This is a genomic window from Pannonibacter phragmitetus, from assembly GCF_050510895.1.
In the GTDB taxonomy this organism is placed as follows: Bacteria; Pseudomonadota; Alphaproteobacteria; order Rhizobiales; family Stappiaceae; genus Pannonibacter; species Pannonibacter phragmitetus_B.
Genome location: NZ_JBNINT010000001.1, coordinates 3,900,769 through 3,915,154, shown reverse-complemented (window position 1 = coordinate 3,915,154; position 14,386 = coordinate 3,900,769). Strand labels below are relative to the sequence as shown.

Sequence of the window (14,386 nt, the reverse complement as noted above, 5' to 3'; positions counted from 1 at the left end):
GCCCATCATGACCGGCGGTAAACGGGTTCTCCTGATCATCGGCGGCGGCATTGCCGCTTACAAGTCGCTGGATCTGATCCGCCGCCTGCGCGAGCGGGGGCGAAGGTGAAGGTGGTGATGACAGCTGCTGCGCAGCAGTTCATCACGCCGCTGGCTGCTGGGGCGCTGACTGCCGATAAGGTCTACACCGACCTCTTCGACCGCGAGGCGGAGCAGGATGTGGGCCACATCCGCCTGGCCCGCGATACCGATCTCATCATCGTGGCGCCAGCCACGGCGGATCTGATGGCGAAGATGGCGCAGGGTCTTGCCGGAGATCTGGCAAGCACTGTGCTTCTGGCCACCAACCGGCCCGTGCTTGTGGCACCGGCCATGAACCCTGCCATGTGGGCCCACCCTGCGACGCAGCGCAATGTGGCCACTCTCAAGGCAGATGGCATCGCCTTCATTGGTCCGGAACGCGGTGAAATGGCCGAAAGCGGCGAGGCAGGCCTTGGCCGCATGGCCGAGCCGCTGGCCATCGTTGAAAGTGCGCTGGGCCTGCTTCAGGCTGGCAGCGCGCCGCAGGCGGGACCGCTCAGCGGAAAGCATGTGGTCATCACTTCCGGCCCGACCCATGAGCCGATCGACCCCGTGCGCTACATTGCCAACCGCTCGTCCGGCAAGCAGGGCCATGCCATTGCCGCCGCCGCAGCTGAAGCTGGCGCCCGCGTGACCCTCATCTCTGGCCCTGTCACTCTGCCCGACCCGGCAGGTGTCTCGGTCATTCACGTGGAAACGGCCAAGGAAATGCTGGCTGCTGTCGAAGCGGCATTGCCCGCCGACGTGGCCGTCATGGCTGCCGCCGTCGCTGACTGGCGGGTGGCGCAGGAAGGCAGCGAGAAGATCAAGAAAGACGGCTCGGGCCAGCCCCTGCCCTCGCGCTCGTTGAGAACCCGGATATTCTCTCCACCGTCGGCCACCTCGCCGGCAACCGGCCGAAGCTCGTCGTCGGCTTTGCCGCCGAAACGCAAAACCTCGTCGCCAATGCGCAAGGCAAACTGCAGCGCAAGGCAGCGGACTGGATCGTCGCCAATGACGTCAGCCCTGCAACCGGCGTCATGGGAGGCGACGCCAACACCGTGCGCATCGTCACCCATGATGGCATCGAGGATTGGCCAACCCTAGGCAAGACCGAAGTCGCCCGGCGCCTGGTTGCCAGGATTGCGGCGGCGTTGGATTAGGCCGGGCCAAAGGGCACTCTCCCTCGCCAGACGCACTACCCTCAGGCGAAGGGAGAGACCTTCACGTGCTTGTGATAGCTGGTGTATCTCTAATAATCTGGGCCATTTGAGACTGGAGTTTTTCACTTATGTTCCTTGCGGGGAAGAAAAGCAGAATTCGATGAAGGTCCTGAAACTTTCACTGCGCTGTCATTAGGTTCGGAAACCCAGATCGCATTCGTTCTGAAGTAAGTGGAGGATGGAACTCCAATAGGCCAGGTCTGCCGGAAGGCAGGAATTTCTGATTTAACCTGGTACGACTGTCGCAAAAGATATGCTGGCTTGATGCCCATCGGAGATGAGGTGTCCTTGTCAACTCGAGCATGAGAACACGAAGCTAAAGCGGGTCGTGGCGGACCTGTCGCTGGACAAGGTCATGCTGCAGGACGTGCTCCAAAAAAGCTCTAGGGCCTGCTTGTAAGCGTCAGAAGGCGGACTGGAAGGTCTCGTCCGGTGCGCGTGTGCGATTCTGACGATCGACCTACCGCTTTATGTCTATAGGTCCAGGCGTAGCGAGCAGGCCGAACTGAAGCTGAAAATCAAAGACATCTCAAGATGCGTGTGCTCTATGGATGCCGCCGTGTCCATGTCTTGCTCCGACGAGACGGCTGGGCCGTAAATCCTAGACGAAGCTATTGCCTTTGCAAGGAAGTGGGCCTTCAGCTCTGCCAAGCTTCCCAGACGCTTGAACGGGTTTGCCGACAAATTGGTTACCTGGTCACTATTCGGGATGGCAACGGCAGTGAGTTTATTTCTCGTGATCTCTACCTGTTGGCCAATCACAAGGACGTTGTGCTCGACTGCTCCCGGCCTGGAATGCCGACTGACAAGAGCTACAACGAGTTCCGGTTACTTAGCGCGATCGGCAACAAGGCGCTGATTTTGTTCATGAATGGTTCGTCAGCGCCCCCGCCGGCGTGAGCTTTGCTCACCGGAAAATTTCAGCGCGCGCGCCCATATGCTGGCAGTTGCCAAGAAACGTCTGGGGCGAACTCAGAACGGGATGAAACTCAGAGTCTAGGTCATTGACATTGGAGCGGCAATCGTGTTCCTGACTGGATAAATTTTGTACGCAATCAAACTAGTGCTTTCCCGATGAAGATACTTATTTTGCACCACTATGCGTTACCGCCTGGTGGCGCCGGGGGAACGCGGCACTTCACTCTGGCACGACACCTGGTTCAGCGCGGGCACGAAGTGAGCATCATTGCCTCTCGTCATGCCTATACAGGAGCTGGGACGGTATCGGATGCGCCCGAAGACACGATTGATGGCGTTCGCTTTGTTTGGAGTGACGCTGGAGGACGTGGAAAGTGGATCGGTGGGCGTGGCCTTGGTATGCTTGGTTTTGCCCGCGATGCTTATAAACGCGCGATAGCTTTGGCGCGAGCTGGACAAGATTTTGATATTGTTGTCGGAACGTCTCCGCAGCCTTTTGCTGCGGTATCTGCTGCGCGGGTCGCACGTAAACTTCGAGTGCCATATGTTCTAGAGATACGAGATCTCTGGCCTATGTCTGTGCGCGATCTGGTCGGGTGGGGTGACTACCATCCCGGATGGCTGCTCTTACGCCAGATAGAAAAATACCTCTACCGCAGTGCTGATCATATCATGACACTCTTGCCCGGTTCTCAGGAGTGGATCTCCTCATCGGGGGGCGCGCGAAAAGATAACGGTCGTGCCCAACGGTGTTGATGTTTCGGCAATGCCTGCGCCAGAGCAGCTTCAAAATGACTCTCATTTTACATGTGTCTATGCAGGGGCGCATGGCGTGGCCAACGGCTTGGATACAGTCGTGCGGGCGGCCGCATTGTTGCCGAATCTTCCAGGCGGAGAGCGTGTTCGTGTGCGGTTGATCGGAAGTGGGCCAACAAAGACTAGCCTGCAAGAGCTGGCAACTGAGCTAGTCACACCTGCCTTGGAATTCTGCGACCCAGTGCCGAAGTCGCAGGTTTCGGCTGAGCTGGCGGCGGCTGATGCCTGCATTTTGCATCTTCGCCGGATGCCGACCTTCCAATATGGGGTAAGTCCGAACAAACTGTTCGATTATCTGCTGGCCGGCCGCCCGGTCATCTATGCGGTCGAAGCGTCGAACGATCCGGTCAAGGATGCAAAGGCAGGTATAAGTATACCTTCCGAAAACCCACAGGCACTTGCTGAAGCGATGATCACACTTTCCCAGAAAAGTGTAGAAGAGCGTCAAAATATGGGAATGCGTGGGTACCAATATGTGAAGCAAAGCCACGATTGGTCTGTTTTGTCAGAGCGTGTAGAATCGGTTCTGGAAACCGTTCTAAAATCGCGTTGAGCACTTAGGTGCAAGTTCTCAGTTGTAGAACGCAGAAAAAATAGAGAGCAAGCTTGCATGATTAAGACAGGCGCATTGGCCGTTTTGGTCGTCATGATGAGCTTTTTGCTTGGCTTTGCACGCGATCTTTCTATCGCGGCGCGTTTCGGCACGTCAGCTGAAGCCGACTTTATCTTCTTAGCCCTGTTAATTCCTGCCATTGTCGAGAATATTTTTGGTCTGTCTGTCCGCGATGCTTTGATCCCATACCTGAATGCCGCAAGAGCCGCCGGACGGGAGGTGGCTCGTGCCGTTGCAGCACGGATTGGATGGCCTTTGCTGTCTGGCGCGCTGGTCTTGACACTTACGCTGATCATGGCGCCGGAAACTGTGATCCGTCTGCTTGTCCCCGGATGGAGCGCAGATCTGGCCACCGCTGCCGCACCATCTTTTCAAGTGGGGGCTGTGGTCATCCTGTTGTCCGTGTGGGCCTACTTTCTGGCTGCGCTGCTGCATCTGGAGGGGCAATTCGTCCTGCCGCTGTGGCGCACAGTCTTTATGAATCTAGGTGCCCTCTTGGCAATGTGGCTGTGGACTGCGTCCGCCGTTGTAGTTCTCTGGGGTATTGCGGTCTCTCTCGCGCTGCATCTGGGATGGATGCAGATCCGGCTGGGGCGCGATGCTTTTTTACCGCGGCGCACGAGCAAGGGGCCAAAGCCCTTCGCACGTTTCTTTGTGCCCTTGCTTGTTGCCACGTTGGCTACTCAGATCAATGTCTTGGCCGAGCGCTTCTTCGCCTCATGGCTTGATGAAGGGACGATTTCACAGCTTTCGTATGCCTACCGGATCGCGACCATCCCACTGACTTTGTTCTCGTTGTCTGTACTGAGCATCGTTTTCACGCGCCTCACTCAGGCTCAGGATCGCGGTGAAACAGACACGGTGAATGGGCAAATAGCTTTCGCACTCTCCCTGACGTTTTTCCTGATGGTTCCAATGGCGGTCTTCTTGGCGGTTTGGTCTGCAGAAATTGTGGAGTTGCTTTTGCAGCGGGGAGCTTTCAGCGCAACTGATACACAGGAAACCGCCGCAATGCTCAGAGCCTATTGTCCTGGTGTGCTTTTTCTAGCGCTAGGGCTATTGCTCAGCCGGGTTTCGCTATCTCTGGGCCGTGTAAAACCTATTCTGGTCTCCGGAGTTGTATCAGTGAGTGTCACACTTGGGCTGGACTATGCACTGATTAGTTCTATGGGCGGGCAAGGGCTGGCACTGGCAATGTCGCTTGGAGCCTTTGCAGGAAGTGGGCTGTTGTTGGTGTGGCTCAGATTTGATGCGGTTGAACTTGTTCGGCGTGTTGTGGTGTGGGCCGCTTGCGGCAGTGCTATTTTTGTGGTTCTGAGTCTTTGGCCTATCGGCGGCTTAATCGGGATACTGCTGTCGGCTGTTCCAGTTGCAGCGATCACCTTGGGAGGTGGCCATCTTGATCCCTTTCTGAGAGCTGAGGGACTTAAGTTGCGCAGGGGCGAATCATAATGGTCAAACGTATCTTTGCTTTGCTCCGACGCTATATGAGCTCTTCAAGTAGTGTTTCTTTCTGGCATACTTCTATTGATAGAGTGGTCTATGATTACAAGTCACTTGCAGATTATTATATTGATCTAAGTGCAAAAGCTGAGTACGCGGGTCCCTTTGATGTGAATGGGATTCCATTGCTCGATTATACTGGCGCAATCGGGGTCCAGTATAATCCTTGTGCGTGCGCACAATATGCGCTGGGTCAGTTCCAGCTTTGGAAGAGATCAGGCAACGAACTAGCTCGGGAGCGCTTCTTTCAGATCGCCGACTGGCTATGCCAAACGCAAGCTCTCGAAGATGCAGGCACTAAAGGCTATTGGCTGTATCATTTTGATCTGGATGCTTATGAGGTAGATGCGCCTTGGAAGTCTGGACTGGCTCAGGCACAAGCTATCAGTGTGCTGGCACGCGCTGTGAAGTTTGCACCGGATGAGACCCGCAAAGAGGTCTACCAAACTGCACTCGATCTCGGGTTCGCCGGATTAATAACCTCTGTTGAGGAGGGTGGCCTGACGCTTACCGAAGGGGAAGATCTGTGGGTCGAGGAAGTTGTCGCCAAGCGCCGTGTCGCTATACTCGACGGATGCCTCTTTGCCTTGTTTGGTGTGCGGGATTACGCTGATCTAACAGGTTCTGCAGACGCAGAAGCCTTGTTTGAGAGCGGAACAGACACGATTTTGCGATATCTGCCCACATTTGATATCGGCTATTGGTCTCGCGCTGATCTTTACCAAGAAAAACCACCCATGCCCGCAAGTCATTTCTATCACGGCCTGCACATCCATCAGCTGCATGCGATGCACGCCCTGACTAAGGCCCCTGCGTTCGCGGAATACGCTGAACGATGGGAAAAGTACCAAATGTCATGGCTAAATCGCAAACGTGCTTTGGTGGCCAAGATCGTCTTTAAGATCGGATACTATTGATGTCGCGTTCTTTGCTGAATTCAATCGAACACTCCCCTCGCCACCAGTTAGTATGGCTTGGATTAGTTTTTGTCTTGGCTGCCTTAGCAAAACTTCCCTTGGAGGGGGGTCTGGTGGTTACATTGGGTGTTTTCTTGATTGCTGGCATCGCGGCTTTCACCCCATGGCTAGGCTTGCTTGCACTTTTTCCTTTGAGCTTTGCAATCAGTCCTGCTCCTGAAACTATGGGGTTGCGAGAAATCTCGTTTGCAGCCCTTTGCAGCGCGCTCATGTTGGGCACGATGGTGCAGGTCGTACGGGACGGGCTGCTAAGACGTGAGCTGCGCAAATGGGGAGCGTTGATCGGCGTGGCCTTGGCATTTCTGGCCATAAATTTTTTCGTGGCGCGAGCGAATTTGGTGCCAATCGAATATTGGGTTCGTGGATTGATCCCATTTGTCTTTCTATTGCTATTCTGGCCCGTCTTTGTGCTTTTGCAATCTCGTGAGGATCGTATTACATGGCTTGGTCTATCGCTTTTTGCGATGGCACTGCTTTTCGTCAGTCAGGTTTTGGTCATCTATTTTGCGGAAGGTCTCTACAAGCCGTTTTATTATTTGCTCATCAACGGCGAATATGTGCTGACAGATCCGCCCGTTAATCCCGGCGAGATGGGGGACAAGCTCGGACCATACTATCTTCGTGTAACCACATTGCTGGCACAAGCCACCGATGCGCTCTTACCAGTAACTTTCTCGGTCTCATTTGTGGTCAGTGTTCTGGCTTCCTCGCAGCGTGTGCGATGGATTGCGTTTTGGGTTACCTGTTTAGCGTCCACGTCGATTCTTGCGACCTATACTAGGTCTATGCTGCTATGCGCGTTGTTTTCGGTCAGCATTTTCAGCCTGTCCCTGCTGGTGTTCGAGCCATCCAAATTTCTGACCGCACTCAAGAAGGGCATTCTTGTGATCTTGGTGTCCGTTGCGATGGTCTTTGCCATCAATCTTGATGCCGTGTGGTACAATCGAAGCTTGGAGTTGTATCATTCGCTTCGTGCAGTTTTTGTGGAGCAGCTCGTTGCTTGGTTTAGGGGGCTGTCGACGTCGTATGGGATTGGCTTTTCCGGCCGCACCATGTTGATATGGTGAGCAATAACCCCGTCACCGATAGCCCGATTGGAATGGGGCCGCCTGCTGAAGTTGTTGAAGATATTGACAACGCCGCTTTTGCAACTGACGTGAACGTCATGACTCGCATTGAAGAATATCGGATTGCGCTGGACCTCTTTCATGCGCAGCCCGTTACAGGTGCCGGACTGGGCATTCGTCATGAGATCGTTTTCGAAACAGCGAGAGGTGAAAAGCTGATTCAGAACGTCGGGTATGTGCATAATTGGGTTTTCTATTTCCTGATGGTTGGCGGTTTAATCGGCACGGCGCTTTACGGTGCCTTGATGACAGTTCCACCAACGATGGTCGGTATCCGCCTCTGGTTGGCTCGAAAAATGCCGGATCGAGAGCGTTTCTCGGAGATGGTCCTCATGTTCAATGCCGTTTGGGTTGGCCTTCTGACAATGGGACTTTATTCGCTGTTTTTCGCTGTTTTTCGGCTGATTTCCTATAATCTGCTGATGGCTGCTGGGCTGGGTATTAGTGCGCATATCTTCACAACTTTGCGGAAGAGGGCATCCTGATGTGCGGCGTTGCTGGTTTGATCGGACGATCCGCAGATCTGTCCGCAATCTTCGAAATGACCCGAGTTCAGGCTCACCGCGGGCCTGACGGCCATGGGCATTTGTTTGTAGGCGCTCAAGGCGCCAAGTTCGTGCACAATGAAGGTGACGGCAGTCCCGATCAGACGCATTTTGCCGCCCTCGGGCATCTTCGTCTTTCGATCCTGGATTGCTCTGAAGAGGCGGGCCAGCCGATGAGGCTGAGTGTCGGCGACGACTGGATCAGCTACAACGGAGAAGTCTACAACTTCATTGAACTGCGCGCTGAACTCGAAGCGTTGGGCTACGTGTTCCGTACCACAGGGGATACTGAGGTACTGTTGGCTGCCTATCGTGAATGGGGCACTGACTGTTTTGCCCGCTTTAACGGCATGTGGGCCATCTTGATTTGGGATGCTCGCAAAGGGCGGTTTGTGATCTCACGAGATCGTTTCGGGGTCAAACCGTTGCACTACGCGGCGCAAAGAGGAATGCTCTACCTTGCTTCGGAGATCAAGGGCATTCTGGCTGCTGCCAGAGATTTGCCGCGCCGGGCAAATCGCCGCGCCATCCTTGAATACCTCAAGTTTGGTACAGTGAACCAGTCTAACGAAACTTTCTTCGAGGATATTCTTGCCTTCCCTCCCGGACATTTCGCTGTAATTGATCCAGCGGATCCCGAGCGCGTCTCTCCGAAGCGGTTTTGGGACTATACTGACCCTGCACCGCAGGATATCACGCAAGAGGAGGCAGATGCTGAGTTCACGCGCCTGCTCGAAGACGCTGTACGTATCCGTATGCGCTCGGACGTGCCCGTTGGATCCTGCCTGTCGGGTGGGCTGGATTCATCTGCTATCGTTGGTCTGGCTGCAAAAGGCCATGAAGGGAATTTCCATACCTTCACCTCCTGCTTTGACGACAAACGCTTTGACGAGCGCCGTTGGGCTGAACTGGTCAACGCCAAGATGCAGACCCAATCACATTACGTCACGCCGTCGCAGAGTGGCTTTATGGCGGATCTAGACAATCTGATCTGGCATCAGGAAGAGCCATTCACCACCACCAGCATTTTTGCCCAATGGTGCATCATGCGAGAGGCCCGAGCTTCGAAGATTCCAGTTCTTCTGGACGGGCAAGGTGCGGATGAAGTGCTCTGCGGCTACCGCAAATTCACGATATATTACCTGCGGGATCTGGTTAAAACCTGCCAGTTTGGACGCCTTGCCTGCGAGCTTTTTGGCCTGATACGCCGCGGGGACCGAGGCCTGCTGAATTTTAACGATGCCCAACGCTACCTGCCCTCCTGGCTGCGCAAACGCACCCGCGACGCCAGCGCTTACCTCTCGCGTGAGACGCAGGCTGATTATGCAGCCACACAAAGCCAAATCGCAGTTAGTCACACTGTCAGCGGGCGCCAGAAACTAGATGTGAGCCATTTTTCGGTTCCCAGTTTGCTACGCTATGAGGATCGCAATTCCATGGCCTTCTCCGTCGAAAGCCGGGTGCCCTTCCTTGACTACCGACTCGTGGACTGGGCCATCAGTCTGCCCACGCACATCAAGATCACGGCCGGTCAGAGCAAAGCCATTTTGCGCCGCGCCATGCGAGGCACTGTACCCGATGACGTTCTGGACCGTCGCGACAAGATGGGATTTGTGACGCCGCAGAAAGTCTGGATGGAAGAAGAGCTTGGCAGGCAGATGAAAGCCACTTTTGCCAAGCCGGAATTGCGCATAGCTCCTTTCGTGGACGCCGAGGCACTCCGCGCGGACATGGCCGCTTATAGCGCGGAGGGCAAAACCATCTCCGACAGCATCCTGTTCCGGTTCTTCATACTGGAGGCATGGATGGAGAGGTTCGATGTCACCACGTGAGCTTATCCTCGAGACGATCCCTAGATGTCCAGTTTGTGCCTGCCCTCAGGCGCAACATCTCGATGCAGTCTCTGATACCCTGATCCCCGAGATTAACCGGTACCTCCCCGCGACAGAGCAACCGCTTCAACCGGTGACAAATACACGAGTGAAATGTTCCAATTGTGATCTGGTCTACCTGTCGCCTCGGCTCGACGCAGACAGCCTGCGGGAACTCTACCGCTTGTGGTATGGCTATGCCTATCGCAGTATCTTCTCGGATCCACGCCACCAGAGAGATCGTGATCAGGAGTTTCGTGAGTACCACCTGAGTTACCTACAACGTCACGCTCCGCAAGGCGGGCGTCTGCTCGATATAGGCAGCGGCAGTGGCATGTTTCTGGGTATTGCCAAAGACCATGGTTGGGACGGAACCGGAATTGAGCTGGACCAAGGTACTGCCGAATGGGCGTCTGCTAAATACGGCGTAAACGTGCGATTTGGCACCGTCCAGAGCGCGCTTGAAGATAATGAGCGCTTCGACGCCATAACCATGTTCGACTATCTTGAGCACACAGACCGGCCCGGCCTTGATCTCGCAGCAGCTGCGGATCATCTGAAATCCGGCGGTCTTCTGGTGATCCGTGTCCCCAATCAGGCCGGCTGGCAGTCGCGCTTCATGAAACAGAACTGGATTGCCGTCATTTCCAACCACCTGACTTATTTCACTCCGGACAGCCTCGCCCGCGCGCTCGAGCAGAACGGGTTCGACGTGCTCGAATGCACTGCGCATAATTATCGCGGACAGGCAGATATTCTGCGCCAGCGCTGGCAGTGGCTGCGGGGCAAACTGGGCGAAGCGCCCTCCGGCGCCGTTCAGCAAACAACACAGCCTGGCGATGCAAAGCGCGGCGCTTTGGGACAGATCGGGCGGCTAGCTCATAGTCTGTTGATTGAGCAAATTGACCACATTGGGGGTTGGTTCGGTAAGAGTAATTTCCTGATGGTGGTGGCCCGTAAACAATGAAACTGGCAAGCCTACAAGCAATCGGAACCGTGGCGGCGTTGACATTGGCCACGAATATTCTCGGTTTTGGTCGCGAGGTACTTGTCGCCCGTGCTTATGGCGCAACAGACACTGCTGATGCATTTGTAACAGCATACGCTATCGTTGCCGCGTGCTTTCTGGTCTTTACTGGTGCAACAGTGCAATCGACATTCATGCCGCGCTATCAGACCCGGCTGACCGAAAGCCCCGCCAAGGCTGCTTGGCTCTTCCAGAATAGTTTTCTCTATCTTTTCTTGATCACCGGCGCGATTACTCTAACGCTGATGAGCTTCGCCATTCCGATGGTTCGCCTCGTCGTTCCTGGATTTGACGCAGACAAACTAGTTCTGACCGCAACCCTGCTCCGATGGCTCGCCCCAGTGATTGTCTTCATGGGCACCGGCGTCCTGTTGCAGTCGGTCAGCCATGCAACAAACCGCTTTCTCGCCCCTGCCCTAGTCCCTTTTCTGAGCAATGTAATCATCATCACCTGCTTAATCGTGCTGGTTCCTGGAATCGGCGTCGCCGGATTGGCGATCGGTTATGTCGCAGGCGCGATGCTATGGTGGAGTCTCGCTGTTCTCCTGCGCAAAGAAATTTTCGCGGCGCCGTTCAAACGGCTAGAGCGCGAGGAAATGCTCGGTCTGCTATTGGTCACCCTGCCGCTGATCTGGTTGCTAGTTGCAGACCAGCTTAGTGCAATTATACAAAAAACCCTCGTGTCCGATCTGGAGACTGGCTCCATTTCAACGCTGAACTACGCCGCACGCCTCGCTGGCCTCCCCTTGGCGTCTTTGCATCCGCCATTGCCACGGTCTACTTTCCCATGCTTGCGCGCGCGCAGGCAAAGCAAGACAAGGCCGCCGCCCGCGCCAGCTTCCGCGACGGTCTTGCAGCTACGATCGGCGTCATGCTGCCAGTCAGCCTCATGTTTGTCTGGGGCGCAGACGTTATCGTGCGCACCGCCTTTGAGCGAGGCGCTTTTGATGCCTCGGCTTCCGAAAGGACTGCATATGCGTTGGTCCTTTATGCTGCCGGAATGGTGCCTCAGGCTTTGATCGTCTACCTAAACCGGGCCTTCTTCGCGGTGCAAAACACACGCACGCCAATGATCGTGGGGCTGGTTTCCGTGGTTATACACCTCGCGGCCAATGTAGTTCTAGTCGATCAGATCGGATATGCCGGAATTGCTCTGGGAACTACTATATATGGCGTAATCTATGCCGTCTTGCTGCTCGCAAATCTGCATAAAGCCAATCTAGAAAATGCGTGGGCCGCCATAATCTCGTTGTGGCGTATCATTTTGGGGGCCATCCTGGCCTACGGCTGGCTTTGGATTGTTCCGGCTAACAGTTTGAGTGGATTTCTTCTCTGTTGCTCCATCTCCACTGCGCTCTATGTGATGGCCTTGGTGTTCCTGCGAGAACCCCTGACAAAACGTCTCCAAAAATGGTAGATACGGGTCAAGGCAACCCGTACCCCATCACAGACCTTTCAAACAAAGCAGATACACGATGAAAACGATTACTGTTCTTGGTGCCCGCCCTCAGTTCATCAAAGCCGCTCCCATGTCCCGCGCCGCAGCCAATCACGGCGGTGTGACAGACATTATCGTTCATACGGGCCAGCACTACGACAGCAACATGTCAGATGTCTTCTTTGAAGAACTAGGTATCCCGGCACCTAAATACCATCTTGGCATCGGCGGGGGCACACATGGCCAGATGACTGGACGCCAGTTGGAGGCTATTGAAGGTGTTCTTCTGGAGGAAAAGCCTGATGTTGTACTGGTCTACGGAGACACCAACTCTACAATCGCCGGTGCATTAGCCGCTTCGAAACTGCATATCCCGGTGGCTCACGTCGAAGCCGGCCTGCGCTCGTTTAACAGGCGGATGCCTGAAGAAGTTAACCGCATCCTGACGGATCATATTTCGCAATGGTGCTTTGCCCCGACACAACGGGCCGTGGATCTTCTGGCAGCCGAGGGCATTTCTGGAGATGCTGTCAAACTTGTCGGCGATGTGATGTATGACGCCGCTCTGATTTTCGGAGAGAAAGCCGAAGCCACCTCTACCATTCTGCGGGACCTGTCACTGGCCCCCGGCAAATTCGTGCTCTCCACAATCCACCGTCAGGAAAACACGGATGACCCGGCTCGTCTTGGCGCCATCCTGGAGGCGCTGCGCACTTTATCCGAAGACATTCCCGTAGTGTTGCCCTTGCATCCACGCACCCGCAAGATTCTGAGCCAACAAGGCGATTTAAAGGACCAAACGGCTGGTTTGATCCTTACGGATCCGCTTGGCTTCTTTGACGTCACCGCTCTGACGCGAGCGTCCTGTTTGCTAATGACCGACAGCGGAGGAATGCAGAAAGAGGGGTATTTCCACCGCAAACCAGTGGTTATCTTGCGCGATGAAACAGAATGGGGTGAGCTGATTGACTTGGGTTGGGCGAGGCTAGTTCCACCTACATCCAGTGTTGCGATCCTAACTGCTGCCAATCAGATGCGCGGGACAACCGGAGATCTGGTTGCTAAACCCTATGGCGACGGTCAGGCTGCAAAACATATCCTCAACGCATTGATTGATATGTGACGCTTCGTGCTCAAAGGGGACAGGCCGTAAAGCGTAAGTGGTCCAAAAACCGCTCACTGAGGGCCAAGTTGTGTTTTCTGAATAGGTTGCTCCGATGAGGGCCTGAACTGGCGTATTGCTGTCAATTGGCCGGGCGTTGTTTTCTCGAGCCGATCTACTATACGTTCCGTCATATCGCAGATGGAGAGTTACTTTTGTCCAATACAATGAAACGCGTGATGGACATAGTGGGTGCAGGGCTTGGTCTTATCCTTTTGTCGCCTGTCATCGCGGTACTGGCGTTGCTGATCCGGCGCAATCTGGGGTCGCCGGTGCTCTTTCGCCAGACGCGCCCGGGTCTGCACGGCCAACCTTTCGAGATGATCAAGTTTCGCACCATGCGCGATGCTCTTGGCCCCGATGGTACGCCCCTGCCTGATGCCGAGCGCATGACGGCTCTGGGGACCAAGCTACGCAGCACCTCGCTTGACGAGCTTCCAGAGCTTTGGAATGTGCTGAAAGGCGAGATGAGCCTTGTCGGCCCTCGGCCTTTGCTGATGGAATACCTGCCGCTCTATTCTGAGCGTCAAGCGCTCCGCCACGAGGTTCGCCCTGGTGTGACGGGGTGGGCGCAGATCAACGGACGCAATGCGGTCAGCTGGCCGGAAAAGTTTGAGATGGATGTGTGGTATGTCGAAAACCGCTCGTTTTGGCTTGATCTAAAAATCATCGTGCTCACGATCAAGAAAGTGATAAAGCGGGATGGCATTTCTGCGGCAGGAGAAGCGACTATGCCAAAGTTCAAAGGTGAGAGATGAACAGCTTGCGCATCATCGGCGCGGGGGGACACGGCAGGGTGCTGGCTGATATCGCCGAAGCGATGGGCTATAGCGACATTGCCTTTCTTGATGCCGCCTACCCCGATTGTGCCCAAGGCAGCATATGGGATGTTATGGGGAAGCCGGAGGCGCTCGGTACGGAAGACTATGCGCTTGGTATCGGCAATAATCAGACCCGGCTGCGCTTGTTAGAGACACAAACGCGCGCGCCAGTGACGCTAATTCACCCCTCCGCAATCATTTCCCCCATGCCGAAATCGGTGCCGGTTCAGTGATCTGCGCAGGGGCTATCATTGCCCCTTTTGCTAAGCTAGGACGCGTCTGCAT

Annotated in this window: 11 protein-coding genes and 3 pseudogenes; all 14 read left to right on the top strand. The window is 55.1% G+C overall.

The genetic code is table 11. From position 1 onward, the window contains the following. Nucleotides 1-7 precede the first annotated feature (7 nt). Nucleotides 8-1,223, top strand: a pseudogene (gene coaBC / locus ACQB61_RS18810) (bifunctional phosphopantothenoylcysteine decarboxylase/phosphopantothenate--cysteine ligase CoaBC). A 231-nt stretch (nucleotides 1,224-1,454) separates the two neighbouring features. Then, a pseudogene (locus ACQB61_RS18805) lies at nucleotides 1,455-2,183 on the top strand (transposase). A 174-nt stretch (nucleotides 2,184-2,357) separates the two neighbouring features. After that, nucleotides 2,358-2,957: a glycosyltransferase gene (locus ACQB61_RS18800; RefSeq protein ID WP_430513863.1), complete on the top strand. Its 600-nt coding sequence runs from the start codon at nucleotides 2,358-2,360 to the stop codon at nucleotides 2,955-2,957. Beyond that, the gene (locus ACQB61_RS18795) at nucleotides 2,941-3,570 is read left to right on the top strand and encodes a glycosyltransferase family 4 protein (protein ID WP_430513862.1); all 630 of its coding nucleotides are present in this window, start codon (nucleotides 2,941-2,943) and stop codon (nucleotides 3,568-3,570) included. Before ACQB61_RS18800 ends, ACQB61_RS18795 begins: the two co-directional genes overlap by 17 nt. A 57-nt stretch (nucleotides 3,571-3,627) precedes the next feature. Continuing rightward, on the top strand, nucleotides 3,628-5,082 hold the full coding sequence (locus tag ACQB61_RS18790) for a lipid II flippase MurJ (protein WP_430513861.1): 1,455 nt from the start codon (nucleotides 3,628-3,630) through the stop codon (nucleotides 5,080-5,082). Continuing rightward, nucleotides 5,082-6,050: a D-glucuronyl C5-epimerase family protein gene (locus tag ACQB61_RS18785; protein ID WP_430513860.1), complete on the top strand. Its 969-nt coding sequence runs from the start codon at nucleotides 5,082-5,084 to the stop codon at nucleotides 6,048-6,050. The genes ACQB61_RS18790 and ACQB61_RS18785 overlap by 1 nt, the downstream gene beginning before the upstream one ends. Further along, nucleotides 6,050-7,177, top strand: coding sequence for a hypothetical protein (locus ACQB61_RS18780; protein WP_430513859.1), 1,128 nt, complete (start codon nucleotides 6,050-6,052; stop codon nucleotides 7,175-7,177). Before ACQB61_RS18785 ends, ACQB61_RS18780 begins: the two co-directional genes overlap by 1 nt. After that, nucleotides 7,171-7,722 carry an O-antigen ligase family protein gene (locus tag ACQB61_RS18775; protein WP_430513858.1) on the top strand — a complete coding sequence of 184 codons (552 nt, stop codon included), beginning with the start codon at nucleotides 7,171-7,173 and terminating at the stop codon, nucleotides 7,720-7,722. The genes ACQB61_RS18780 and ACQB61_RS18775 overlap by 7 nt, the downstream gene beginning before the upstream one ends. Next, complete coding sequence (gene asnB / locus ACQB61_RS18770) at nucleotides 7,722-9,614, top strand: asparagine synthase (glutamine-hydrolyzing) (protein ID WP_430513857.1); 1,893 nt, start codon at nucleotides 7,722-7,724, stop codon at nucleotides 9,612-9,614. Before ACQB61_RS18775 ends, asnB begins: the two co-directional genes overlap by 1 nt. After that, nucleotides 9,601-10,620: a class I SAM-dependent methyltransferase gene (locus tag ACQB61_RS18765; protein WP_430513856.1), complete on the top strand. Its 1,020-nt coding sequence runs from the start codon at nucleotides 9,601-9,603 to the stop codon at nucleotides 10,618-10,620. Before asnB ends, ACQB61_RS18765 begins: the two co-directional genes overlap by 14 nt. Then, nucleotides 10,617-12,097, top strand: a pseudogene (gene murJ, locus ACQB61_RS18760) (murein biosynthesis integral membrane protein MurJ). The gene ACQB61_RS18765 and the pseudogene murJ overlap by 4 nt, the downstream one beginning before the upstream one ends. 58 nt (nucleotides 12,098-12,155) lie before the next feature. Beyond that, on the top strand, nucleotides 12,156-13,241 hold the full coding sequence (wecB, locus tag ACQB61_RS18755) for a non-hydrolyzing UDP-N-acetylglucosamine 2-epimerase (protein ID WP_430513855.1): 1,086 nt from the start codon (nucleotides 12,156-12,158) through the stop codon (nucleotides 13,239-13,241). Between the two features lie 206 nt (nucleotides 13,242-13,447). Next, nucleotides 13,448-14,038: a sugar transferase gene (locus ACQB61_RS18750; RefSeq protein WP_430514417.1), complete on the top strand. Its 591-nt coding sequence runs from the start codon at nucleotides 13,448-13,450 to the stop codon at nucleotides 14,036-14,038. Nucleotides 14,039-14,043: 5 nt separating this feature from the next. Further along, complete coding sequence (locus ACQB61_RS18745; RefSeq protein WP_430513854.1) at nucleotides 14,044-14,334, top strand: hypothetical protein; 291 nt, start codon at nucleotides 14,044-14,046, stop codon at nucleotides 14,332-14,334. Nucleotides 14,335-14,386 lie beyond the last annotated feature (52 nt).

Bases quoted from the DNA above. Each gene is read 5' to 3' on its own strand.
- ACQB61_RS18800 (WP_430513863.1), top strand. From the start codon at position 2,358: ATGAAGATACTTATTTTGCACCACTATGCGTTACCGCCTGGTGGCGCC.
- ACQB61_RS18790 (WP_430513861.1), top strand. From the start codon at position 3,628: ATGATTAAGACAGGCGCATTGGCCGTTTTGGTCGTCATGATGAGCTTT.
- ACQB61_RS18785 (WP_430513860.1), top strand. From the start codon at position 5,082: ATGGTCAAACGTATCTTTGCTTTGCTCCGACGCTATATGAGCTCTTCA.
- ACQB61_RS18780 (WP_430513859.1), top strand. From the start codon at position 6,050: ATGTCGCGTTCTTTGCTGAATTCAATCGAACACTCCCCTCGCCACCAG.
- ACQB61_RS18775 (WP_430513858.1), top strand. From the start codon at position 7,171: ATGGTGAGCAATAACCCCGTCACCGATAGCCCGATTGGAATGGGGCCG.
- asnB (WP_430513857.1), top strand. From the start codon at position 7,722: ATGTGCGGCGTTGCTGGTTTGATCGGACGATCCGCAGATCTGTCCGCA.
- ACQB61_RS18765 (WP_430513856.1), top strand. From the start codon at position 9,601: ATGTCACCACGTGAGCTTATCCTCGAGACGATCCCTAGATGTCCAGTT.
- wecB (WP_430513855.1), top strand. From the start codon at position 12,156: ATGAAAACGATTACTGTTCTTGGTGCCCGCCCTCAGTTCATCAAAGCC.
- ACQB61_RS18750 (WP_430514417.1), top strand. From the start codon at position 13,448: ATGAAACGCGTGATGGACATAGTGGGTGCAGGGCTTGGTCTTATCCTT.